Here is a 21,131-nt window from a genome sequence, read left to right as displayed (position 1 = left end):
GATCCAGCGGATCAGGCGCATGTCTCCTCCGTTGACGCGCGGACTTCGGTCACTTTACCCTTTAACTATGGAACTAGATAAAGTCGACGTTCCGCAAGTCCGCTTCGTCCTGGATCCCAGCTCCGGCGTGCCGACCTATCTGCAGCTCGTGCACCAGGTCGAGCAGGCGCTCCGGCTCGGCGTGCTGCGCGACGGCGACCAGCTGCCGCGCATCCGCGACGTCGTCGAGACCCTTGCGATCAACCCGAACACGGTGCAGAAGGCGTACCGCGAGCTGACCACCCGCGGCATCGTCACCGCGCAGCAGGGCGTCGGCACCTTCGTGCGGGGCACACTGCCCGTGGTCGACCTCGCCGGGCACGCGTCCCTGCGGCGCCGCCTCGTCGCCTGGATGCGCGACGCCCGCGCGGCCGGGCTCGACCACGGCGGCATCGGCGCCCTCGTCGCGAGCGTCCTGCACGAGGAGGCCGGCGCGGCCCCGGCGGACGCGGACCCGGCACCGGCCCGGCGCCGGCATGGGGGTGCGGCATGAACGCGGTCGAGGCCTTCCGGCTGACCCAGCGGTACGGGCGGACTGTCGCCCTGCACGACTGCACCCTCGCCGTCCCGGCCGGCCGCGTCGTCGCCCTCGTCGGGCCCAACGGCGCCGGCAAGACCACGCTGCTGGAGCTCGCGATCGGGCTGCGCCGCCCGAGCGCGGGCCGGATCGAGGTCCTCGGGGCCGAACCGGGCGCCCGCCGCGACCGGATCGGCTTCGTCGACCAGCACGCGGCGCTGTACCCGAGCCTCACCATCCGGGAGCTGCTCCGCCTCGGCGAGCACCTCAACACGCGCTGGGACGCCGCGGCCGCCTGGCGGCGCGTCGAGGCGCTCGGCCTGTCGCCCCGCCGCCGCTTCGGCACCCTCTCCGGCGGCCAGCAGGCCCAGGTCGCGCTGGCGCTCGCCCTGGGCAAGCGGCCGGAGCTGCTGCTGCTGGACGAGCCGCTGGCGCGCCTGGACCCGCTCGCCCGGCACGACTTCCTCGCCACGCTGCTCTCGGCCGTCGTCGAGCACGAGATCTCCGTGGTGTTCTCCTCGCACAACCTGGCCGAGCTGGAACGGGCCTGCGACTACCTCGTCGTGCTGCGCGACGGCGGGGTCCGGCTGGCCGGCGACGTCGACGACCTCCTGGCCCGGCACCAGCTGCTGACCGGGCCGCCGGACCGCGCCGGCGAGATCCTGGCGGCCCATGCGCTCGTGTCCCGGGTCGAGGGGGCCGCGCAGACCCACCTGCTGGTGCGCACGGGCACGCCGCACCCGGAGCCCCCGCCGGGCTGGCAGCGCCGGGCGGTCGGCCTCGACGAGCTCATCCTCGCGTACCTGCGCTCCGACGCGTCCGCGCTGCCCGGCCCGCGCGAGCTGGTGACCCGGTGAGCCGCCCGCGCGCGTTGTGGCCGACGTGGCGGCTGCACCGCACCGCCCTGCTCACGAGCGCGGCCGTGCTGCTGGCTCTCGTGCTCCTGCTGGTGCTCACGGGGGCGCCGATCCGCCAGTCGTACCACCGGCTGGGCATCGACGCCTGCCGGTCCGGCTGCACCGCGCTGCAGCTGAACGTCTTCGCCGAGCAGGCGCAGCGCTGGGGCCTGTGGACCCAGTTCCTGGCGCTGCTACCCGGGTTGCTCGGCATGTTCGTCGGGGCGCCGCTGCTCGCCCGCGAGTACGAGGCCGGCACGTTCCGCTTCGCCTGGACTCAGGGCATCACGCCGCGCCGGCTGCTGCTGACGAAGGTGGCGCTGCTCGGTGGCGCGCTGGTGGCCGTGACGCTCGCCTTCAGCGCGTTCTTCCACTGGTGGTACACGCCCATCACGGTGGTGAAGGATCGGCTCGCGCCGTGGCCGTACCAGGCCGACGGCGTCTACCTCGCCGCCGCGACCCTGTTCTGCTTCGCGTTCGGCCTGCTCGCCGGGGCCGTGCTGCGCCGCACCGTGGTGGCGATGTTCGTGACCGGGGCGGCATGGGTGGCGGTGTTCCTCGGCGACTGGTACCTCCTGCGCCCGCACTTCGCCGCGCCGCTGCTCGCCGAGGGCACCGGCACCGGCCTCGGCCACGGCGGCCGCTCGTGGGTCGTGGACAGCTGGGTCGTCGACGCCTCCGGCCACCGCCTGTCCGACGCCGAGTGGAACGCGGTCGTCGCGCTGCACGCCGGGGACCTCACGTGGACGCAGGCGGACTACACGACCTGGATGCGGTACGAGCCGGGTTCGCGCTTCTGGGCCTTCCAGGCGATCGACGCGAGCTGGCTCGTCGCGGCGGCGGTTCTGTTCCTGCTCGCCACGCTGTGGTGGCTGCGCCGCCGGCCGATCTGAGCCGGGGCCCGTTCAGAGGTCGCGGAGCACGGAGAGCGGCGGCCGCCGGGCGGACACCACGGTCGCCGCCCCGGCCGCGGCGAGGCTCAGCATCAGCCCCGCAAGCAGGTACGGCCAGGGGACGGTCAGCCGGTCCGGCGGCGGGTCGAACACGCCGGTCAGCAGGGCGGCGAGCGTGCGCGACAGCGCCGCGGCCGGCAACGCGCCGAGCCGCGGGCCGCAGACGCCCACGACGGCGGTCCCGGCCCGGACCAGGCTCGAAAGCCGCCGGGGCCGGGTCGCCCACCCGCCGATCGTAGCGCTACTCGAACCGGGCGTTGTCCGGCTCGGTCAGGAGGCGCAGCAGCGGCAGCGCCGACAGCACGACCGCCAGCGCGGCGAGCAGGCCCGCGGCGAGCGTGGCGAAGTACCCGGCGCCGGGCCACGCGAGCCCGTGCGCGCCCGGCAGCAGCGTGTGCGTGACCGACGCGGCCGTGCCCGCGCCCGCCGCGAGCGCGACCGCCGCGGCGAGCGTCAGCGGCACCACCGACTCGAGCAGGACCACCCGCAGCAGGACGGGCGCGGGGGTGCCGGCCACGCGCAGCAGCGTGAAGGGGCGGCGGCGCTCGACGAGGCCGCCGCCGACCGCCACGGCCAGGCTGCACCCGGCGACGAGCAGCGTCACCGCGACCACGGCCAGGGCGGCCCGCTGGACCTGCCGGTACAGCGCCTCGCGCAGCCGGATGCTCTCGCCGATCGTCTTCGGCGCGCTGGTGGCGCCGGCCTGGGCGGTGTACCCGCCGAGCAGCGTCCGGACCCGTTCGAGGGTCGCCGGGCTCGCCGTGCGCACCAGCAGCGCCTCCAGCGGCTGGGCGGCCGGGTCCGTGGCGTACGCCGGGGTGTCCTCGCCGGCGAACGGCAGCGGCAGCGCGGCCACGTTGTCGTGGCTGAGGAGCAGCCCGAACTCCGGGCGGATGGCCGGCACGCCGGCCGGGCAGCGGCCCAGCGCCGGGAACGGGGCCAGGTCGGCGCAGGCGATCGCCGCCTCGGTCGGGCCGCAGGCGTGTTCGCTCACGCAGGCGTACCCGGTCAGCTGCCGCTCGGGGGCGTACAGCGGCAGCACCGCGACGCCCGGCAGGCTCCGCAGCCGGGTCACCAGCGCCTGCCCGTCGTCGGGCGCGAGGCCCGGCACCGCGCTGTGGCCGTCGGGGTCCGGTTCGGCTACGAACGACACCCGCAGTACCTCGTCGAGCGTGCCGCCGCCGGCCGAGTGCAGGCCGGCGCCGACCGCGGGGACGACGCAGGCGATGACCGTGCCGACGTACACGGCCAGGACGAGGCCGCCCACCGAGCGGAACGCGGCCTTCGGGTTGTCGGCGAGGCGCCGGGCCGACAGCAGCGCCGGGGCGCGCCGGGCCAGCCGGGCCACGATGCGCGCGCCCCGGCCGGTCAGCCACGGTCCGGCGAGGACGAGGCCGAGCATGGTGAGCACGAGGCCGAGCAGGGCCAGGGGCAGCGCGGCGCCGCTCGGGCCGGCGGTGAAGCCCGCGGCCGGCGGGCGCGCCGGCTGCCGGTCGAGCACCACGGGTACCGCCGCAAAAAGCACCAGACCCACGAGCAGCGGGGCCAGGCGCCACGCCGACGGCGCCGGGGGTGTGACCCGGCGGCTGACCCCGAGGGGCGACATCCGCACCCGGCGCAGCGACAGGACGGCGGCGAGCGCGGCCGCCAGCGGAATGCCGGCCGCGACGGCGGCGTACTGGGCCGGGCTCGGCGCGACCAGCCGGCCGAAGTACGGGGGCCCGTCCAGCGCCAGCCGCGCGATCACCGGCCGCAGCGGCTGGAACAGGATCAGGCCGCCGAGCGTTCCCGCGGCCGCGCCCAGGAGCGCCTCCACCGAGGCGATGACGCCGACCTGCCGCGTGGTCGCGCCGACGAGCCGGAACGCGGCGAAGCGCTCCTCCCGGCGGGCCGCGGCCAGGCGCGTCGCGGTGCCGATGAGCGTGAGCAGGGGGAAGAGCAGCCCGACGGCGACCATGCCGAGGCCGTACCGGTAGAGGCCGGTGGTGCCGTCGACGTGCGAGCGGGTCGAGAGGGCGTCCACCACCTGCGTGCCCGGCCGCGCGGCGAGGTCGCCGGGCGCGTGGCCGACGACGACGACCAGGTCGCCGGGGCGGGTCAGGCCGGGGTCGCCGATCGTGCCGGCGAGCGCGCCCGGGAAGCGGTCGGCCAGCTCGTCGGGCGGCGTCGCGGCCAGGAGACGGGCCAGCGCGGGGGAGGCGTAGTACTCGCCGGGGGCGGGCATCCGGGCCAGGCCCGGCACCACCGGCGCGTCCGGCGCCGACACGGCGACGTCGAGGCGCTGCACGACCCGGCCGGCGTAGTAGTCCTCGCTGTAGTGCCACAGCTCGGGGCCGGACGCCGTCGCCGGGCGGCCGGTCGTGCACTGCCAGCACTGCGTGCCGGCGGTGGCCTGGAAGGCGTTGAGCTCGGCGAGGACGCCGAGCAGGACGGTGACGCCGGCGGCCACGGCGGCCGCGACCAGTGCCAGGCGGATGAGGGCCTCCCGGCCGCTGCGCAGCGCGAGCCGCGCGCCGAGGCGGAGCATCATCATCGGCCGGCCTGCGCCTCGGTCGCCGCGTGCACCAGGCCGTCGCGCACGACGACGCGCCGGTCGGCGTAGCCGGCGACGTGGCCGTCGTGGGTCACCAGCAGGACCGTGACGCCCTCCTCGCGGGCGAGGCCGACGAGCACGTCCATCACCGCGTCGCCGGTGGCCGAGTCCAGCGAGCCGGTCGGCTCGTCGGCGAAGAGCACGCGCGGGCGGATCGCCAGCGCGCGGGCGATGGCGACCCGCTGCGCCTGGCCGCCGGACAGCTCGCCGGTGCGGCGGCCGCCGAGCCCGCCGAGCCCGAGCCGCTCGAGCCAGCCCGCCGCCGTCGCGTACGCGGCGCCGCGGCGGACCTTGTTCAGCAGCAGCGGCAGGGCGATGTTGTCCGCGACGGTCAGCTCCGGCACCAGCTGGCCGAACTGGAACACGAACCCGAACGCGGTGCGCCGCAGCATCGTGCGGGCCGGCTCGGGCAGCGTGTCGAGCCGCCGCCCGTCGTAGTACACCTCGCCCCGGTCGGGCCGGAAGATGCCCGACAGGCAGTGCAGCAGGGTCGACTTGCCGGAGCCGCTGGGCCCCGTCACGGCGAGGATCTCGCCCGGCGCCGCGGCGACGTTCGCGCCGCGCAGGGCCGGGGTCGTGCCGAACGCCCGGGCGACGTCGCGGGCCTCGATCATGCTCATGCCCCGGACGCTATGGGCCACGCCCGGTGCCGCGCGTCGATCTGCGCTACGAGATCGGGCGGTCCGCCGGTACGACGATGCAGCGGCGTCATACCGGGGATGTACGACTCGCGGTCCGCCCGCGCTGCCGGACGGACGATGCCCCGGCCGGGCCGGTTTGCAAGACTGGTCCGGTGGGCCTGGCGACGATCCGCGAACGACTGCAGACCGGCGCGGTGACCCCGCCGGCGCTGTCGCGCTGGGCGGTCGTCGCCGACGTCGTGATCGCGGTCGGGCTGGCGGGCGGGGCGTTCATCGGCTTCGGCGCGCAGGTCGACGGCGTCGGGCGGGTGACGGTGACCGGGGACCCGATCCCGCCCCCGCCGCTCCCGCCCGGGGCGACCGGCGCGCCCGACCGGCTCGTGCCGTACTTCCCGTCGATGGCGTGGCCCCAGGTGCTGCTGTGGGGGCTGCTGGTCGCGCTGGCCACACTGCCCCTGGCGGCCCGCCGGCGGTACCCGCTCGCGGTCTTCTGGGTGGTGCTGCTGGCGGTGCTGATGTACCACCGCTCGCCCGGCTTCGGCGATCCGCTGTTCACGTTCGCGGCCTGCGTCGTCGCCGCCTACAGCGCGGTGATGCACAGCCCGTACCGCGTCCCCGCCGCGGTCAGCGTCCTGCTCGGCGGCTTGGTGCTGGTGCTGCACCGCGGCAGCCTGCCGATCAACCAGCCCGCCCTGCTGCTCGTCCTGATCCTGGTGCCGGTCGGGCTGGCCGCCAACGCGGTGCACGCCCTGCAGCAGCGGGTGCGGCTGGCCGAGGGGCAGCGGGAGGCCGAGGCCGCGCTGGCCGTGCAGCGCGAGCGGGCCCGCATCGCCCAGGAGCTGCACGACGTCGTCACCCACAACGTGAGCGTCATGGTGGTGCAGGCGGTCGCGGCCCGGCGGGTGCTGAAGCTGGCGCCGGACCGGGCCGAGGAGGCGCTGGCGGCGATCGAGTCCGGCGGTCGCGCCGCGATGAACGAGCTGCGCCACGTCATGGGGCTGCTGACGATGGAGGACGAGCCCGGGGCCGACGAGCCGGAGGTCGAGCCGCCCTCGCCGGGCCTGGACCGGGTGCCGGCGCTGGTCGCCCGGGTCCGCGCCGCCGGCACGCCCGTCGAGGTCACCGTCCGCGGCGATCCGCGGCCGCTGCCGGCGGGGATCGACCTCGCCGCGTACCGCGTCGTCCAGGAGGCGCTCACGAACGCCGTGAAGCACGCGGCCGGCGCCGCGGTGCGCATCGTCATCGAGCACGCGCCGGCGGCGGTGCGGGTCGAGGCCACCGACGGCGGCGGCACGCCCGGCCCGTCGGCGCCGGCCGGCACCGGCCGCGGGCTGATCGGCCTGCGGGAACGGCTGGCCGTGTACGGCGGCAGCCTGGAGCACGGGCCGCTGGACGGCGGCGGCTACCGGGTGCGGGCGACGATCCCGGTGGAGCGCCCATGACCGGTCCGGAGCGAAGCGGAGGGGCCGGGCATCAGCTGGCTCAGTTTGACGGTCAGGCCGCCGACGAGCGAAGCGAGGAGGGGGCGTGACCGCGCCCGGCCCGCTGCGCGTGGTGATCGCCGACGACCAGGCGCTGGTCCGCACCGGGTTCGCGCTGATCCTCGGCGCGGACGGGATCGAGGTCGTCGCGGAGGCGGCCGACGGCGCGGAAGCCGTCGACGCGGTGCGCCGGACCCGCCCCGATGTCGTACTGATGGACGTCCGGATGCCCGGCATGGACGGTCTCGAGGCCACGCGCCGCATCCTCACCGGCCACCCGGACCCGCCGCGGATCATCATCCTGACGACGTTCGACCTGGACCGGTACGTGTATGCGGCGCTCAGCGCGGGCGCGAGCGGGTTCCTGCTCAAGGATGCCAGCGCGGGCCGGCTCGTCGCGGCGGTGCGCACCGTCCAGGCCGGCGACGCGCTGCTGGCCCCGAGCGTCACCCGCCGCCTGGTGGAGCGCTTCGCCCGGCACCAGGACGGTGCCGTGCCGCACCGCGACCTGTCCGCGCTGACCCCGCGGGAGCTGGACATTCTCCGGCTCATCGCCCGCGGCCTGAGCAACACCGAGCTGGCGGCGCGCCTGCGGATCGGCGAGACGACGGTGAAGACGCACGTCACCCGGGTCCTGGGCAAGCTCGGCGTCCGGGACCGCGCGCAGGCCATCATCGCCGCCTACGAGACCGGGCTGGTCGTTCCCGGCTCCGATAATCTGTCCGGGTGAGCGCGGAGCGGCGGGCCTGGGGCTCGCTCGAGTCGGACGTCATGGCGGTGCTGTGGGCCGCCGCCGGTCCGCTGCCGCCGGTGCAGGTGCAGCGGGAGCTCGGCCGCGGCCTGGCGTACAACACCGTCCAGACCATCCTCACCCGGCTGCTGGAGAAGGGATTGGCGCGGCGGCGGGCCAACCTCAACGGCGGCCGCGGCTACGAGTACTTCCCGGCCGAGGACCGCGAGGCCGCGGCGGCCCGGCGGATGCGGGCGGCGCTCGACGGCCCGGGCGACCGGCAGGCGGTGCTGCGCCAGTTCACCGCCGGCCTGGAGCCCGCCGACGCCGACCTGCTGCGGGCGCTCCTGCAGGACGGCCCGGCGTGACCTGGCTCGTCCAGGTTCCGCTGCTCCTGCCGATGCTGCTGCTGCCGGGGGTACTGCGGCCGCTGGCCCGCCGCGCCGCCCGGTCCGGCCGTCCGGAGCGGGCCGCCCGCGCGCTCGCGATCGGCGCGCTGGTCACCGCGGCCTGCAGCGCGGTGTGCCTCGTCCTCGTCGCCGCGACGCTGGCTGACGACCTGCCGGCGCTGGAGCGGTACGCGCACCTGTCCGGCGCCGGCGGCCGCCCGCTGCCCGAACCCGTCCCGGACCCGGTCGCCGTCGCCGCGGCGCTGCTGCTGGGCTGGGCCGGGGGCCGGCTCACCGTGCGGCTGCGCCATCGCCTCGCCGTGGCCCGCGACCTGCACGCCGCCGGCCGCGCCGACGGCGGGCTGCTCGTCGCCGACTGGGACAGCCCGCGCGCGGTCGCCGTGCCGCCCGGCCGGGGCCGCCGCGGTCACGTGCTGGTGACCAGCGGCATGCTGCGGCTGCTCGACGCGCGCGAGCGGGCCGTGCTGTTCGCGCACGAGCGGGCGCACCTGCGCCACGGCCATCACCGCACGGCGGCGCTCGCAGCGGTGGCGACGGCCGTCAACCCGCTGCTGGGGCCGGTCGAGTCCGCCGTCGGGCTGCTGGTGGAGCGCAGCGCCGACGAGGAGGCGGCCCGGGCGGTCGGGGATCGGCGGCTCGTCGCCCGGACGATCGCGAAGGTGGCGCTGGCCGCGCACGGGCCGGGGGCCGGGCTCGGCTTCGACGGCTCCAGCACGGTGCGGCGGGTGGAGGCCCTGGTGCGGCCCGGGTCCGCGGGGCGGCGGGGCGGGGGTCCGGCGGTCACCGGGTCGTCGGTGGTGGCCGGGCTGGCGCTCGCGGTGACGGTTGCGGCGGTGGTGGAGTTCGCCGAGCTCCTCCGCGCGTGGCTGCCGGTGGGCTGAGTCAGCGGGCCGGGCCGCGCAGGTCCTGGCCGGCGTGCAGGGCCACCGCGGCGAGGGCGGCCAGGACCACCGTCACCAGGAGCCCGCCCGCGAGCAGGCACTGCGCGGCGGCGAGGGCGGTCCCCGCGCCGACGAGCAGGAGCGCCGCCCGCAGCCGGCGGCGGGTCGGCACGATCCCGAGCCGCAGCACCCGGGCGACGAGGGTGCACAGCCGCACCGCGATGAACGCCAGGGTGGCCCAGTAGTACGCAAGGAGCAGCACCGCGGCGAACCCGGCCGGCCGGTCCACGAGGCCGCTGTTGGCCAGCGCGATCATGGCGAGGCCGCCCGCCGTGGGGGCCGCCATGGTCCGCACCGACGCGGCGGCGATCCCCGGCAGCGCCCGAAGGCGGGGCAGCGGCGCGGCGAGCAGGGCCCCGGCGAGGATCGGGGCCAGCCACCAGGCGCCCGCCGGCGCGGAGGCCCGCAGCAGCAGGGCGACCGCGGCGACCACGGCGAACAGCGCCGCCGTGAGCACCCGGCGGGTCTGCCCGGCCGTGGTCTCCGGCCAGTCGCTCGGGTGCAGCCAGAGCCGCAGGGCCCCGCCGATCGCGTCGGCCCAGGAGCGGGCGCCGCGCTCGTCGATCTCGCGGCCGATCTCGTCGCCCCAGCGCTCCCGGACCGGGGGCGGGTACAGCGCCACGATGAGATCGGGGGCGGTCATGCCGGATCCACTCCCAGGGCGCGCAGCCCGGCCCGGGCGACCCGCGCGAGCTGCTCCAGCTCCGCGCGCAGCGTGTCCCGGCCGACGTCGGTGATGCGCATGGTCCGCTGCCGGTCCGGCGCGGCGTCGTCGGCGACCGGCTCGATCAGCCCGCGGGCCTCCAGCCGGGCCAGCGCCCCGTACAGGCTGCCGGGCCCGAGCCGCCGGCCGGTGAGCTCCTCGATTGCGGTGTTGATGGCGTAGCCGTGCCGCGGGCCGTCCGCGAGCACGGTGAGCACGACCATCTGCGCGTCGGTGCTGTGCACGACCCCACCTTACTACACGCCGAGTACTACTTGTCATGTACTACGAGGCGCGTACTATGACCGACCATGAAGCTGATATGGGCGGTGCTGGCACTCGGGGCGGCGTTCGAGGCGATGACGCTCCTCGCCACCCAGGACAAGGCCGTGCGGGCCGCCAGCCCGTGGCAGGACGATCCCCCCGACGTCTTCGTGTCGTTCGCGCTCTTCGCCGTGCCGATGCTCGCGCTGGCGATCCTTGTGCGGCTCGCGGCCCGGCGGGCTCCGAGCGGCCCGGGCCGCGCGCGGCAGACCGCCCGCGCGGCCGGGGCCCTGACCGCGGTCGTCGGCGGCACCCTCGCCGCCGAGTGGGCCGCCGTCGCCACCCGCGCGTACGCCCCGGCCTGGAACGGATCGACCACGGTCCTGATCGTCGGCCTGGCCGTGCTGTCGCTCGCGACCGTCGCGGCCGCGACCGCGCTGTGGCGGCGCCGGGCCCCGCGCGGCGCCGCGCGGCCCGACTGGCTCGGCGACGTCCCGCTCCTCGGCCCCGAACGCGCCGAGTGGGTCCGCGCGCACGCCACCGCCGTGTTCGTGACCCTGAGCGTGCTCGCCGCGGCCGCCGTCATCGGCGCCCAGGCGATCGGCGAGGGCTGGACGAACCCGCTGCTCATCGCGTGGGCGCTGCTCGTCGAGACGGCCACGAACTTCGCCTTCTGCGTCGTGGCCAACGCCGTCGCCGGGTTCATCGCCCGGCCCGCCCGCTCCCGCCGTGCCCGCGTCGCCGAGGCCGCGGTCCTGGCCGGCACCGCCGGTCTCGTGCTGACGACCGCGTTCCGGGACCCGCTGTGGACGGCGGTCGCCGCCGGCCCGGTCGGCTCGGTGCCGCTGCTCGTCGCGCTGACCGTCGGGGCCGGGCTGGCCGCGGCGGCGGTCACCGCGGCCGTCATGGTGCGCCGGACCGCCGCATGATCCGGGTCGAGTCGCTGTCGAAACGCTATGGCCGCCGTACCGCCGTCGACCGGCTCAGCTTCACGGTCGAGCCCGGGCAGGTCTGCGCGCTGCTCGGGCCGAACGGGGCCGGGAAGACGTCCACGATGCGCGTCCTGGCCGGCCTGTCCACGCCGAGCGAGGGCCGCGCCGAGATCCTCGGGGAGCCGGTCGGGCTCGGCGCCGGGGTGCTGCGCCGCGTCGGGGTGCTCATCGACGGCCCGGCGTTCGTCCCGCACCTGACCGGCCGGGCCAACCTGCGGCTGCTGTGGTCGGCGACCCGCCGCGCGTGGCCGCCGCCCGCCCTGGACGAGGCCCTCGCGCTGGCCGGGCTCGGCGGGCATTTGGAGCGGAAGGTGAAGCGGTACTCGATGGGCATGCGGCAGCGGCTGATCCTCGCCCAGGCGCTGATGCGCGACCCCGAGGTGCTCATCCTCGACGAGCCCGCGAACGGCCTCGACCCGGCCGAGGTCCGCGCCCTGCGCGAGCGCCTCGCCACCCTCGCGGGCCGGGGCGCCGCGGTACTCGTGTCGAGCCATCAGCTGGCCGAGGTGCAGCAGGTCGCCACCCACGTCGTCGTCATGGACCACGGCCGGCTCGTCACCGCCGGCCCCCTGGCGGCCCTGCTCGGCGACGGCGGCGCCTACCGCATCCGGGTCGACGCCGCCGACCGCGCGGCCGGCCTCCTGCGCGCGGTGCCCGGGGTGACCGGCGTCGCGCTCGACGGCGGCGAGCTCGTCGTCACCGCCCCCGGCGTGCCCGCCGGCGACCTGGTCCACGCGCTCGTCACCGGCGGCGTCCGGGTCGCCGAGGCCCGCCGGGCCGGCCGGTCGCTCGAGGACGTCTTCCTGGCCATCACCGAAGGGACCGCCGATGCTGCGGGTTGAGCTCACCACCCAGCTCCTGCGACTGCGTACCCTCATCGCGTTCGCCGCCCTCGCGGCCCTGCCCGTCGTCGCCGGGCTGGCCACCGCCTCGTCGGCCGGGAAACGGCTCAACGGCCAGGACGGGCTGTTCGGCGCCGCACCGTACTCGGCCCTGAACCACGCCATGGCGAGCCTCGAGTTCACCGGCCCGCTGCTGCTGCCGATCGTGGTGGCGATGCTGGCCGCCGCCATCGGGTCGGCCGATCGGGACTGGGGAATCCTGCGGTACCTCTACGTCGCCCCCGTCACCCGCGGCCGCCTGCTGGCCGGCCAGCTCGCCGCGGTCGTGATCGCCACCGCCGCCGCGGTCGCCTCGGTCTTCGCCGCGGGCGTCGTCACCGGGCTGGCCGTCTTCGGCTGGCACCCGTTCCACGTCGTCGGCGCCGCGAACCTGTCCACCGGCGCCGCGCTCGGGCGCGTCCTGGCCGCGTGCGGCTACCTCACGCTGTGCCTGCTCGGCATCGCCGCGATCGCGTTCGCCCTCGGCCTGCTCCTGCCCCGCGGCGCGGAGGCGGTCGCGGTGGCGATCGCCTTCGTGGTGGTGGCGAGCATCCTCAACGGCCAGGCGACCTCGCGCGGCGGGCTCCTGCACGCCGTCGCGGTGGCGCTGCCCGTGCACTACTGGCAGGACTGGCCGGCGCTGTTCGACCCGGCCGCCGCGGCGCACCTGGGCCCGGGCGCGGCGGTCCAGCTCGGCACCGTCGCCGTCGCGGCCGGGGTCGCCGCCCTCGTCCTGCGGCGGCGGGACCCGGCCGCGTGAGGCTCTTACGAAACTCTTAACCGGCGCTCGTCGAACCTCTTAACGCCGCGGCCGAGAGTGATCGCCGTGAGACGGTACTGGCGAACCGCACTGCTCGTCGTGGGCGTCGTGGTGGCCGCGCTGGAGCTGCGCGGCCACCTGCCCTCGCTGACGGAGACGGGGCGGGCTCTGCGCACCGCCGGCCTCGGCCGGCTCGCGGCCGCCGCCGGGCTGGCGCTGCTGGCGATGGTGGCGTTCTCCGAGCAGCAGCGGCACCTGCTGGCCGCGTTCGCGGTGCGGATGGGGCCCGCGTCCTCGCTCGGGCTCACCTACACCCGCTCGGCGATGGCGGCCGCCCTGCCGGCCGGCTCGGCGGTCTCGGCCGGGTACGCCTTCGGCCGTTTCCGCGCCCGCGGCGCCCCCCGCGCGGTCGCGGCGGCCGTGATGCTGCTGTCCGGCGCGGCCTCGCTCGCGGGCCTGGCGCTGCTGTACGCCGGCAACCTGCTCGTCCTCGCCCGCCCGTCCGTCGCCACGCTCGGCATCGTCACGGCCGCGGCCGCCCTCGCGGTCCTCGTCGTCCTCCACGCCCGGGCCGTGCGCCGCGCCGGCGGCCCCGCCGCGGTCCTCGAGCCCGACGTCGCCGCGGACGCCGGCCGGCTCGCCCGGGCCCGGGCCACGCTGCGGCACACGCTCGTCCTCGCCGGCACCGTGCCCACCGGCCGCTGGCTGGCGGTGCTCGCGCTGGCCGTCCTGAACTGGCTCGCCGACGTCGCCACCCTCGTGTGCACCGTGCGCGCCGCCGGGCTGACCGTGCCCGCGACGACGATCGCGACCGGGTACCTGGTGGCCCAGCTGATCCGCCAGATCCCCGCGACCCCGGGCGGCATCGGCGTCATCGAGGCGAGCCTGCTGGTCGCCCTCACCGCGGCGGGCGCGCCGGCCGCGCCGGCCGCGGCGGCGGTGCTGCTGTACCGCATCCTGTCGTGCTGGATCGACCTGCCGATCGGCCTGGCGTGCTGGCGCTCGGCCAAGGCCCCCGCCGCCGGGCCCCGCCTCGTCGCGGCCGCCGGCTGAGGCGCATGCAACCCGCTCTCAGCACCGCGGCACCGGAATGCTCGCATCATCGTGTCGCGGCTGCGCAGCAGTACCGCGACGTCTCCTGACCGGTTCAGCGCAGGGTGAGCCACGCCAGGCTGAGCAGGCCCGCGCCGATGCAGTACCACGCGAACGGCGTCAGCGTGCGGCGCTCGAAGTACCGCGTCAGGAACCGCACCGCCACATAGGCGGCGGCGAAGGAGGCCAGGCTCCCGGCCAGCACCTGGCCGTGGATGCCGGCGCCGAGCGGGCCGAACAGGTCCGGCAGCTTCAGCACGCCCGCGGCGAGGATGACCGGGGTGGCGAGCAGGAAGGAGAACCGGGCCGCGTCCTCGTGCGACAGGCCCTTGAGCAGGCCCGCGCCCATGGTCGCGCCGGACCGGCTGATGCCGGGCAGCAGGGCCAGGATCTGGGCGCAGCCGATCTGCAGCGCGCGGGCGAAGGACCCGGACGCGAGCCGCTCGTCCGGGTCGCCGATGGTGCGGTCCGCGGCCGGCGCGGCGCGGCGGAGCCGTTCGGCGCCGAGCAGGACGACGCCGTTGACGGCGAGGAAGGCGGCCGCGGGCGCGGGGCGGCCCAGCACCGTGCGGAACGTGTGCTCCAGGAGCAGTCCGGTGACGCCCACCGGGATGGTGGCCACGATGATCATCCACGCGAGGCGCTCCTCCGGGGTGACGATCCGGCGGTACCGCAGCGACGTCGCGAACCCGGCGAGGATGCGCAGCCAGTCCCGCCAGAAGAACACCAGCAGCGCGAGCGCCGTGGCCACGTGCAGGCCCACCACGAACGCCAGATACGGCGACTCGGGCGCGGACACGCTCAGGTCGCGGGCCCAGCGGCCGCCGATCAGCGCGGGCAGCAGGACGCTGTGGCCCAGGCTCGACACCGGGAACAGCTCGGTCACGCCCTGCAGGATGCCGACGACTATCGCTTCCGGGTACGTCAACAGGTGCATGATCCGCGATGCTGACCGCGCGATGCTGAGAGCACCTTGAATTCAGGCCCCGTTCAGGAGCGCGGCCGTAGCGTCGGGCCGGTGAGGAGGCTTGCGGAGCGGATTCGGCAGCGGCTCGGGGTGCGTATGCGCTCGGCGCTCGCCGCGTCCGCCGTCGTCGCCGTCGCGTCCGTGCTGACCGGGGTCGCGTTCGTGGCCGCCGCGCGGGTCATCCTCACCGGCAACGTCGACCAGAGCGCCGGCGACCGCGCCGCGCAGGTCGCCGGGGCGGTCGACGACGAGGCCGCGCTCGCGGCGGTGATCCAGCCTTCCCTGCGCGACCGTACCGTCGTGCAGGTCCTCGGCCCCGACGGCCGGGTGCTGCGCGCCTCGACGCTGCTCGCGGGCGCGCCGCCGATCTCGTCCCTGCGCCCGCCGGCCGGGCAGACGCGCCGGGAACAGCGGCGGCTGCCGGTGGGGCACGACGAGTACTTCCGCATCACCGCGCTGGGCCTGGCCACCGGCACGGTGCTCGTCGGGCAGTCCATCGACGAGATCGACGACGGTACCGAGGCCGCGGTCGGCGCCCTCGCGGTCGGCCTGCCGCTGCTCACCGTGATCGTGGGTGTCGCGACGTTTCTGTTCGTGGGGCGGTCGTTGCGGCCGGTGGATGCGATGCGGCGGCAGGCGGAGACGATCACGGGGCGGAACTTGCACACGCGGTTGCCGGTGGCGCCGGCGGGGGATGAGATTGCGGCGTTGGCGGTGACGATGAACGGGATGCTGGATCGGATCGAGGCGGGGGCGGCGGCGCAGCGGCGGTTTGTGGCGGATGCGTCGCATGAGTTGCGGAGTCCGTTGTCGACGGTGTTGGCGGGGTTGGATCTGCCGGGGGGAAGGTCCGCATGTGGTGCGGATGCGGCGGGAGAGTGATCGGATGGCGCGGTTGATCTCGGATCTGCTGTTGCTGGCGCGGGTGGATGAGAAGGGGTTGCAGCTGCGGCGGGAGGACGTGGATCTCGACGACCTGGTGTACCTGGAGCGGGAGCGGCTTACCGCGGAGCGGCCGGGGTTGAAGGTGACGGCGCGGTCGGCGCCGGTGCGGGTGAGCGGGGACCCGCACCATCTGCAGCGGGTACTGCGGAATCTGCTGGACAACGCGGCCCGGCATGCGGCGTCCATCGTGGAGGTGACGGTGGAGGCTCACGACGGTACCGCCGAAATCACGGTGTCCGATGACGGGCCGGGAATCGCCCCGGTCGATCGGGATCGGGTCTTCGACCGGTTCGTCCGGCTGGACGAGGATCGGTCGCGCGCCGGCGGGGGGAGTGGGCTCGGGCTGCCCATCGCGCGGGACATCGTCGCCGCGCACGGGGGAACGCTGACCATCGAGGAGTCCCCGGCCGGCGGCGCGCTGCTGCGGCTGCGGCTCAGGTGACGACGACGTTGCCCATCATCGCCATGTCCTCGTGCTCGAGGTTGTGGCAGTGCATGACGTACCGCCCCGGCTCCTCGCCGAACCGCGCCACGATCGTCGCCTGCTCGGCCGGGCGCAGGTCCAGCGTGTCGCGCCACCCCGCGTCGTAGGCCCCCGGCCCCGAGTTGCTGCGGGCCAGCACCCGGAACGTGGCGCCGTGCAGATGCACCGGGTGGTGGAAGTCGCTCGTGAGCCGCCACACCTCGACCGCGCCCCGGCCGACCCGGGCGTGCACCGCGTCCGGCGCGAACGGCACGCCGTTGACGGTCCAGCCCGGCCGGCCCCCGACGACGTCGTGCCGGAACCGCATCGTGCGCGCCGGCACGCCCCGCCCCGGCGTCAACCCCGGCTCCCCGGGCAGCGTCGCCGGGATTGCGGTGTCGTCGGCGGCGGCGCGGACCACCCGGAAACGCATGACCCGGGCGGTACCGCCGGCGCCGAACGCGTTCACCACGGTGACCTCCTGCCCGGTGCGGTACCGGCCGAAGTCCACCACCACGTCGAACCGCTGCGCCGGAGCCAGCTCGACCGCGTCGTGGCGCACCGGCCGCTCCAGCAGCCCGCCGTCCGCGCCGACCTGCACGAACCCGCCCCCGCCGGGCGGCGGCGGGTCGAGGACGAGACGGTACCGGCGGGCGTTGGAGGCGTTGAGCAGCCGCAGCCGGTAACGGGCGCCGTCCACCTCGGCGACCGGCCACGGCGCGCCGTTGACCAGGATCACGTCGCCGAGCACGCCCGCGCCGAAACCGTCGCGGACGCCGGGCCGGACCAGCGCCGGGTCGAGGCTCGGGTACTGCAGCTCGCCGTCGGGCCCGAACGAGCGGTCCACGAGCATCAGCGGCAGGTCCCGCCCGCCCCGCGGCAACGGGACCTCGTCCTCGGCGGCGTCGGCGACGAGGTGGAAGCCGGCCAGGCCCCGCCACACGCTCGGGCCCGTGAAGTCCATGCGGTGGTCGTGGTACCAGAGGGTCCCGGCGGGCTGGCGCATCGGGTAGCGGTACTCGCGCTCGCCCGTCCGGATGACGGCGTGCTCGTCGAACATTCCCGGCATGTGCGCCGCATGGTTGCCGCCGCCGCCCGCGGGCAGCAGCAGGTCGGTGGGGTAGCCGTCGGACGCGGCCGGGGTGCGCCCGCCGTGCAGGTGCGCGACCGTCGGCACCGGCAGCTCGTTGCGGTGGCGCACCACGATCGGGCGCCCCGAGCGCGAGACGATTGTCGGGCCGGGGAAGCTTCCGTTGTACCCCCAGATCTCCGTCGCGACGCCGGGGAGGATCCCGGCCCGGGCGACCCGCTGCACCACCTCGTAGTGCTCGCCATCGGCGTCGGTCCGCACCGGCCGCAGGACCGGCGGGATGGGCAGCGGCACGGCGAACGGCGGCGGCAGCGGTCGCCGGCTCGGCAGCAGCAACCCGGTCGACGTCGAGCCGCGCCAGCCGCCGGCGAACGGCACCGCCACCCCGGCCGCGGCGGCGAGCGCGCCGAGCAGCGTGCGGCGCCTCACGCGGCCCGCCCGGCGCTTTCCGCGGGCTGCCCGGCGTTTTCCGCGGCCCGCCCGGCGTTTTCCGCGGCCCGCCCGGCGTTTTCCGCGGCCCGCCCGGGGCTTTCCGAGGGCCGTTCTGCGTTTTCCGCGGGCCGCCACGACCAGATTGCCAGCGCGGCGGCGAGGCCGATGATGCCCACGCCCAGCGGCACGTGCACCGTGAGCATCCGCGCGAACCCGACGGCGATCTGCAGCGCGATGAGCCCGAACAGCCCCAGGCACGCCAACGCCGGCCACAGCGGACCCCGCCCCGGCCACCGGATCAGCACCCCGGCCGCCGCGGCGATGAGGACCGCGATCCCGCTGTACGTCGCGTTCGCCCGATGCGTGTGCAGCGCCCCGAACGTGCCCGCGAGGAACTGCCCGGCGAACACCGCCTGGTCGAACAGCATCACCGCCGCGGTGCTCATGGCGACCCGGAACGGCCAGCGCATGCCGTCTCCTCTCAGTTAAGATGTTCTCATGTGAGACTGTATCAGGTGCGACTATACTGCCCGCATGGAGTACAGCCTCGGCCCCCTGCTCCGCCTCGCCGCCAAGCGGGCCGCGGATGCGTTCGCCGCCGCGCTGGTCCCCCTCGACATCGAGGGCCGCCACTTCGGCGTGCTGCTCAACCTGCACCGGGGCGGCCCCGCGAACCAGCGCCGCCTCGCGGGGGCGACGGGCAGCGACAAGTCCACGATGACCCGCACCATCGACGAGCTGGCCGCCCGCGGCCTGGTGGTGCGCCGCGCGACCGAGACCGACCGGCGCGTGAACGTGGTCGAGCTGACCGACGCCGGCCGCGCCCGCTTCGCCGAGGCCGAACGCGTGGCGGCCCGGGTCAACGACGAGCTCCTGGCGCACCTGACGCCCGAGGAACGCGACGGCCTGCGCGACCACCTGCGCCGCTTCATCGAGGCATAGTGGCTGATATGGGTCGTAGAGCCGCGGCGATGGCCGCACTCCTGTGCCTCGTCGCCGGCTGCGGCAACGCGCCGACGCCCGCGCCGCCGGCACCGACGACGCCCGCGCCTCCGGCGGCAACGACCCCGCCCGCATCCGGGTCCGCGCCACCGGTCGCATCGCCGGCGGCCCCGGGCCACGTCGTCGTGGTCGTGTTCGAGAACAAGGCCGACCGGCAGATCGCCGGCAGCGCCGACGCCCCGTACCTGAACACCCTCATGGCCCGCGCCGCGGTGTTCACCGACGCGCACGGCATCACCCACCCGAGCCAGCCGAACTACCTCGCGCTGTTCTCGGGCTCGACGCAGGGCGTCACCGACGACCACTGCCCGGTACGCGCGGGCGCCGCCCCGAACCTCGCCCAGCAGCTGCAGGCGACCGGCCGCACCTTCACCGGATACTCCGAGGACCTGCCCGCACCCGGGTTCCGGGGCTGCTCCAGCGGGCGGTACGCGGCCAAGCACAACCCCTGGGCCGACTTCGACACCGTGCCCGCAGAGGCGAACCAGCCCTTCAGTGCGTGGCCGGCCGACCCGGCGAGCCTGCCGACCGTCGCGTTCCTGATCCCGAACCTGTGCAACGACATGCACGACTGCGGCATCGCCACCGGCGACGCCTGGGCCCGCGCGCACCTCGACGCGTACGTGCGCTGGGCCGGCACGCACGACAGCTGGCTCATCGTGACGTTCGACGAGGACGACGGCCGCGCCGGCAACCGGATCCTGACCCTCGTCGCGGGCGCCGGCGTCACCCCGGGCCCCCGGACCGGCCGGGTCGACCACTACTCGGTGCTACGGACGATCGAGGACCGCTACGGCCTGACCCCCCTGGGCGCAGCGGCGACCGCGGCGCCGCTCGGCGTGAGCGGCTGAAACGGATCGACGCCCGGGCCGCGGGCGCCGGGCGTCGACGCCGTCGTGGTCAGGCCGCTACAAACGCTCCGGGGCGGGTGAGCCCTCCCGGCCGTGGACAACCGGCAATATACTCAGTATGCTACGGCGCATGATATCGAGTGCGGGGGCGGCATGAGCATTAGGTACGCGCTGCTGGCGCTGTTGAAGGAAGGGCCCAAGTACGGGCTGCAGCTGCGCGAGGAGTTCGAGGCGCGCACCGGCGAGGTGTGGCCCCTCAACGTCGGGCAGGTGTACACGACCCTGCAGCGGCTGGAGCGCGACGGCCTCGTCGAGTCCGACGACGACGCCGAGCCGGGCCCGCAGAAGGGCTTCCAGATCACCGCCGACGGGGCCGAGGAGCTGGCCACCTGGCTGCGCACGCCGCCCGACCTGGCCTCGCCGCCGCGCGACGAGCTCGTCATCAAGGTCCTGATCGCGGTACGGCTGCCCGGCGTCGACGTCCACGAGGTCATCCAGGAGCACCGGCGGTACCTTGTCGAGCTCATGCAGCAGTGGACCCGCCTCAAGGAGGAGGAGGGCGACCTCGACCTGAGCCTGGCGCTCGTGGTCGACGCCGAGCTCTACCGCCTCGACTCGGTCGTGCGCTGGCTCGACACCGCCGACGGCCGGCTCAAGCGGGCCTCGCTCGAACCGCCCGCCCCGGCGCGGGCCGCCGCGGGGCCGCAGATCCGGCGGCGGGCGGGGGTGCGGCGATGAGCGGGGTGCTGGAGCTGCGGCAGGTGTCGAAGACCTACCTGGACGGCACCGACGAGGTCCACGCGCTGCGCGAGGTGGACCTGACCGTCGAGCCCGGCAAGCTGGTCGCGGTCATGGGCCCGAGCGGCTCGGGCAAGAGCACGCTGCTGACCATCGCCGGGGCTCTCGAGTCGCCGACGGCCGGCGAGGTGCTGATCGCGGGGCAGCCGCTGTCGGAGATGTCCCGCGACGACCGGGCCCGGCTGCGGCGGCGCGCCATCGGGTACGTCTTCCAGGATTTCAACCTCCTGCCCGGCCTCACCGCCGCCGAGAACGTGGCCCTGCCGCTGGAGCTCGACGGGATCAAGGCCGGCAAGGCGCGGGCGGCCGGGCTGCGCGCGCTGGAGGAGCTCGGCCTGGCCGAGCGCGCGTCGCGGTTCCCGGACCAGCTCTCCGGCGGCGAGCGGCAGCGGGTGGCGATCGCCCGGGCGGTGGTGGGGGACCGGCGGCTGATGCTGGCCGACGAGCCCACCGGCGCGCTGGACTCGGCCAACGGCGAGGCCGTGATGCGGATGATGCTGGCCGCCTGCAAGCGGGGGCTGGCCGCGGTGATGGTGACCCACGACGCGCAGCTGGCCTCGTGGGCCGACCGGGTCCTGTTCATCCGCGACGGGAGCGTGGTCGACCGTACCGCCCCGCGCCCCGGGCCCGACTCGCTGCTGACCGGCGAGGCCGCCCGATGAGCGGTACGCAGCGAGGCGGAGGTCCCGC

The 21,131-nt window shown here is 76.0% G+C and carries 25 protein-coding genes; 17 read left to right on the top strand and 8 right to left on the bottom strand.

Features of this window, described 5'->3' with window-relative positions:
* Positions 1 to 67 precede the first annotated feature (67 nt).
* The 3 genes from ACPPVO_RS36965 to ACPPVO_RS36955 are packed head-to-tail and all read left to right on the top strand — an operon-like array spanning position 68 to position 2,345.
* Positions 68 to 532, top strand: coding sequence for a GntR family transcriptional regulator (locus ACPPVO_RS36965; RefSeq protein ID WP_426503198.1), 465 nt, complete (start codon positions 68 to 70; stop codon positions 530 to 532).
* Entirely contained in the window at positions 529 to 1,413 is an 885-nt protein-coding gene (locus ACPPVO_RS36960) for an ABC transporter ATP-binding protein (RefSeq protein WP_426503197.1), read from the top strand. The genes ACPPVO_RS36965 and ACPPVO_RS36960 overlap by 4 nt, the downstream gene beginning before the upstream one ends.
* Positions 1,410 to 2,345 (top strand): ABC transporter permease subunit, encoded by a 936-nt coding sequence (locus tag ACPPVO_RS36955; RefSeq protein WP_426503196.1) that lies wholly within the window; start codon positions 1,410 to 1,412, stop codon positions 2,343 to 2,345. Before ACPPVO_RS36960 ends, ACPPVO_RS36955 begins: the two co-directional genes overlap by 4 nt.
* A gap of 12 nt (positions 2,346 to 2,357) precedes the next feature.
* Here the strand turns inward: ACPPVO_RS36955 and ACPPVO_RS36950 are convergent, their stop codons facing one another.
* The 3 genes from ACPPVO_RS36950 to ACPPVO_RS36940 form a co-directional block, all read right to left on the bottom strand.
* Positions 2,358 to 2,576 carry a hypothetical protein gene (locus tag ACPPVO_RS36950; protein WP_426503195.1) on the bottom strand — a complete coding sequence of 73 codons (219 nt, stop codon included), beginning with the start codon at positions 2,574 to 2,576 and terminating at the stop codon, positions 2,358 to 2,360.
* A 70-nt stretch (positions 2,577 to 2,646) separates the two neighbouring features.
* Positions 2,647 to 4,938 (bottom strand): FtsX-like permease family protein, encoded by a 2,292-nt coding sequence (locus ACPPVO_RS36945; RefSeq protein ID WP_426503194.1) that lies wholly within the window; start codon positions 4,936 to 4,938, stop codon positions 2,647 to 2,649.
* Positions 4,935 to 5,618 (bottom strand): ABC transporter ATP-binding protein, encoded by a 684-nt coding sequence (locus ACPPVO_RS36940; RefSeq protein WP_426503192.1) that lies wholly within the window; start codon positions 5,616 to 5,618, stop codon positions 4,935 to 4,937. The genes ACPPVO_RS36945 and ACPPVO_RS36940 overlap by 4 nt, the downstream gene beginning before the upstream one ends.
* 173 nt (positions 5,619 to 5,791) lie before the next feature.
* Between ACPPVO_RS36940 and ACPPVO_RS36935 the strand changes: the two genes are divergently transcribed.
* The 4 genes from ACPPVO_RS36935 (at position 5,792) to ACPPVO_RS36920 (ending at position 9,141) form a co-directional block, all read left to right on the top strand.
* Complete coding sequence (locus ACPPVO_RS36935) at positions 5,792 to 7,081, top strand: sensor histidine kinase (protein WP_426503191.1); 1,290 nt, start codon at positions 5,792 to 5,794, stop codon at positions 7,079 to 7,081.
* 85 nt (positions 7,082 to 7,166) lie between these two features.
* Positions 7,167 to 7,850: a response regulator gene (locus ACPPVO_RS36930; RefSeq protein WP_426503190.1), complete on the top strand. Its 684-nt coding sequence runs from the start codon at positions 7,167 to 7,169 to the stop codon at positions 7,848 to 7,850.
* Entirely contained in the window at positions 7,847 to 8,218 is a 372-nt protein-coding gene (locus ACPPVO_RS36925) for a BlaI/MecI/CopY family transcriptional regulator (RefSeq protein WP_360392358.1), read from the top strand. Before ACPPVO_RS36930 ends, ACPPVO_RS36925 begins: the two co-directional genes overlap by 4 nt.
* Complete coding sequence (locus ACPPVO_RS36920) at positions 8,215 to 9,141, top strand: M56 family metallopeptidase (protein WP_426503189.1); 927 nt, start codon at positions 8,215 to 8,217, stop codon at positions 9,139 to 9,141. Before ACPPVO_RS36925 ends, ACPPVO_RS36920 begins: the two co-directional genes overlap by 4 nt.
* Before the next feature lies 1 nt (position 9,142).
* Here ACPPVO_RS36920 and ACPPVO_RS36915 read toward each other — a convergent pair whose 3' ends face one another.
* Together ACPPVO_RS36915 and ACPPVO_RS36910 are read right to left on the bottom strand one after the other, a co-directional pair.
* Positions 9,143 to 9,844, bottom strand: a complete 702-nt coding sequence (locus tag ACPPVO_RS36915; protein WP_426503188.1) for a hypothetical protein — start codon at positions 9,842 to 9,844, stop codon at positions 9,143 to 9,145.
* Complete coding sequence (locus ACPPVO_RS36910; protein WP_360392349.1) at positions 9,841 to 10,149, bottom strand: PadR family transcriptional regulator; 309 nt, start codon at positions 10,147 to 10,149, stop codon at positions 9,841 to 9,843. The genes ACPPVO_RS36915 and ACPPVO_RS36910 overlap by 4 nt, the downstream gene beginning before the upstream one ends.
* A gap of 66 nt (positions 10,150 to 10,215) precedes the next feature.
* Between ACPPVO_RS36910 and ACPPVO_RS36905 the strand changes: the two genes are divergently transcribed.
* The 4 genes from ACPPVO_RS36905 (at position 10,216) to ACPPVO_RS36890 (ending at position 13,854) form a co-directional block, all read left to right on the top strand.
* Complete coding sequence (locus tag ACPPVO_RS36905) at positions 10,216 to 11,097, top strand: hypothetical protein (RefSeq protein ID WP_426503187.1); 882 nt, start codon at positions 10,216 to 10,218, stop codon at positions 11,095 to 11,097.
* Positions 11,094 to 12,002, top strand: a complete 909-nt coding sequence (locus ACPPVO_RS36900) for an ATP-binding cassette domain-containing protein (protein WP_426503186.1) — start codon at positions 11,094 to 11,096, stop codon at positions 12,000 to 12,002. The genes ACPPVO_RS36905 and ACPPVO_RS36900 overlap by 4 nt, the downstream gene beginning before the upstream one ends.
* Positions 11,989 to 12,801: an ABC transporter permease subunit gene (locus ACPPVO_RS36895; RefSeq protein WP_426503185.1), complete on the top strand. Its 813-nt coding sequence runs from the start codon at positions 11,989 to 11,991 to the stop codon at positions 12,799 to 12,801. Before ACPPVO_RS36900 ends, ACPPVO_RS36895 begins: the two co-directional genes overlap by 14 nt.
* Positions 12,802 to 12,867: 66 nt before the next feature.
* The gene (locus ACPPVO_RS36890; protein WP_426503184.1) at positions 12,868 to 13,854 is read left to right on the top strand and encodes a lysylphosphatidylglycerol synthase transmembrane domain-containing protein; all 987 of its coding nucleotides are present in this window, start codon (positions 12,868 to 12,870) and stop codon (positions 13,852 to 13,854) included.
* Positions 13,855 to 13,948: 94 nt separating this feature from the next.
* Here the strand turns inward: ACPPVO_RS36890 and ACPPVO_RS36885 are convergent, their stop codons facing one another.
* Positions 13,949 to 14,830 (bottom strand): undecaprenyl-diphosphate phosphatase, encoded by an 882-nt coding sequence (locus tag ACPPVO_RS36885; RefSeq protein WP_426503183.1) that lies wholly within the window; start codon positions 14,828 to 14,830, stop codon positions 13,949 to 13,951.
* Between the two features lie 81 nt (positions 14,831 to 14,911).
* On the opposite strand from ACPPVO_RS36885, the gene ACPPVO_RS36880 reads away from it, so the two are divergent.
* Positions 14,912 to 15,742: a HAMP domain-containing protein gene (locus ACPPVO_RS36880; RefSeq protein WP_426503182.1), complete on the top strand. Its 831-nt coding sequence runs from the start codon at positions 14,912 to 14,914 to the stop codon at positions 15,740 to 15,742.
* A gap of 4 nt (positions 15,743 to 15,746) precedes the next feature.
* Positions 15,747 to 16,247: a sensor histidine kinase gene (locus tag ACPPVO_RS36875; protein ID WP_426503181.1), complete on the top strand. Its 501-nt coding sequence runs from the start codon at positions 15,747 to 15,749 to the stop codon at positions 16,245 to 16,247.
* On the opposite strand, the gene ACPPVO_RS36870 is transcribed toward ACPPVO_RS36875, so the two are convergent.
* On the bottom strand, positions 16,240 to 17,787 hold the full coding sequence (locus ACPPVO_RS36870) for a multicopper oxidase family protein (protein WP_426503180.1): 1,548 nt from the start codon (positions 17,785 to 17,787) through the stop codon (positions 16,240 to 16,242). The two genes, ACPPVO_RS36875 and ACPPVO_RS36870, sit on opposite strands and share 8 nt — an antisense overlap.
* Positions 17,784 to 18,260: a hypothetical protein gene (locus ACPPVO_RS36865; protein ID WP_426503178.1), complete on the bottom strand. Its 477-nt coding sequence runs from the start codon at positions 18,258 to 18,260 to the stop codon at positions 17,784 to 17,786. The genes ACPPVO_RS36870 and ACPPVO_RS36865 overlap by 4 nt, the downstream gene beginning before the upstream one ends.
* A 64-nt stretch (positions 18,261 to 18,324) precedes the next feature.
* On the opposite strand from ACPPVO_RS36865, the gene ACPPVO_RS36860 reads away from it, so the two are divergent.
* The 4 genes from ACPPVO_RS36860 (at position 18,325) to ACPPVO_RS36845 (ending at position 21,103) form a co-directional block, all read left to right on the top strand.
* Positions 18,325 to 18,732 carry a MarR family winged helix-turn-helix transcriptional regulator gene (locus ACPPVO_RS36860; protein ID WP_426503177.1) on the top strand — a complete coding sequence of 136 codons (408 nt, stop codon included), beginning with the start codon at positions 18,325 to 18,327 and terminating at the stop codon, positions 18,730 to 18,732.
* Between the two features lie 29 nt (positions 18,733 to 18,761).
* Positions 18,762 to 19,643, top strand: a complete 882-nt coding sequence (locus ACPPVO_RS36855) for an alkaline phosphatase family protein (protein WP_426503176.1) — start codon at positions 18,762 to 18,764, stop codon at positions 19,641 to 19,643.
* 153 nt (positions 19,644 to 19,796) lie between these two features.
* Positions 19,797 to 20,381: a PadR family transcriptional regulator gene (locus ACPPVO_RS36850; RefSeq protein WP_426503175.1), complete on the top strand. Its 585-nt coding sequence runs from the start codon at positions 19,797 to 19,799 to the stop codon at positions 20,379 to 20,381.
* Positions 20,378 to 21,103 (top strand): ABC transporter ATP-binding protein, encoded by a 726-nt coding sequence (locus tag ACPPVO_RS36845; protein WP_426503174.1) that lies wholly within the window; start codon positions 20,378 to 20,380, stop codon positions 21,101 to 21,103. The genes ACPPVO_RS36850 and ACPPVO_RS36845 overlap by 4 nt, the downstream gene beginning before the upstream one ends.
* Positions 21,104 to 21,131 lie beyond the last annotated feature (28 nt).

The sequence above is a fragment of the Dactylosporangium sp. McL0621 genome (assembly GCF_049995355.1).
Taxonomy (GTDB): Bacteria; Actinomycetota; Actinomycetes; order Mycobacteriales; family Micromonosporaceae; genus Dactylosporangium.
Note: the sequence above shows the minus strand (reverse complement) of the source record. Positions and strands in the feature narration are given on the sequence as shown.

Coding starts and splice junctions, on each gene's coding strand:
- ACPPVO_RS36965 (WP_426503198.1), top strand. CDS start 68: ATGGAACTAGATAAAGTCGACGTTCCGCAAGTCCGCTTCGTCCTGGAT.
- ACPPVO_RS36960 (WP_426503197.1), top strand. CDS start 529: ATGAACGCGGTCGAGGCCTTCCGGCTGACCCAGCGGTACGGGCGGACT.
- ACPPVO_RS36945 (WP_426503194.1), bottom strand. CDS start 4,938: ATGATGATGCTCCGCCTCGGCGCGCGGCTCGCGCTGCGCAGCGGCCGG.
- ACPPVO_RS36940 (WP_426503192.1), bottom strand. CDS start 5,618: ATGAGCATGATCGAGGCCCGCGACGTCGCCCGGGCGTTCGGCACGACC.
- ACPPVO_RS36915 (WP_426503188.1), bottom strand. CDS start 9,844: ATGACCGCCCCCGATCTCATCGTGGCGCTGTACCCGCCCCCGGTCCGG.
- ACPPVO_RS36905 (WP_426503187.1), top strand. CDS start 10,216: ATGAAGCTGATATGGGCGGTGCTGGCACTCGGGGCGGCGTTCGAGGCG.
- ACPPVO_RS36900 (WP_426503186.1), top strand. CDS start 11,094: ATGATCCGGGTCGAGTCGCTGTCGAAACGCTATGGCCGCCGTACCGCC.
- ACPPVO_RS36895 (WP_426503185.1), top strand. CDS start 11,989: ATGCTGCGGGTTGAGCTCACCACCCAGCTCCTGCGACTGCGTACCCTC.
- ACPPVO_RS36885 (WP_426503183.1), bottom strand. CDS start 14,830: ATGCACCTGTTGACGTACCCGGAAGCGATAGTCGTCGGCATCCTGCAG.
- ACPPVO_RS36875 (WP_426503181.1), top strand. CDS start 15,747: ATGGCGCGGTTGATCTCGGATCTGCTGTTGCTGGCGCGGGTGGATGAG.
- ACPPVO_RS36865 (WP_426503178.1), bottom strand. CDS start 18,260: ATGCGCTGGCCGTTCCGGGTCGCCATGAGCACCGCGGCGGTGATGCTG.
- ACPPVO_RS36860 (WP_426503177.1), top strand. CDS start 18,325: ATGGAGTACAGCCTCGGCCCCCTGCTCCGCCTCGCCGCCAAGCGGGCC.
- ACPPVO_RS36855 (WP_426503176.1), top strand. CDS start 18,762: ATGGCCGCACTCCTGTGCCTCGTCGCCGGCTGCGGCAACGCGCCGACG.
- ACPPVO_RS36850 (WP_426503175.1), top strand. CDS start 19,797: ATGAGCATTAGGTACGCGCTGCTGGCGCTGTTGAAGGAAGGGCCCAAG.
- ACPPVO_RS36845 (WP_426503174.1), top strand. CDS start 20,378: ATGAGCGGGGTGCTGGAGCTGCGGCAGGTGTCGAAGACCTACCTGGAC.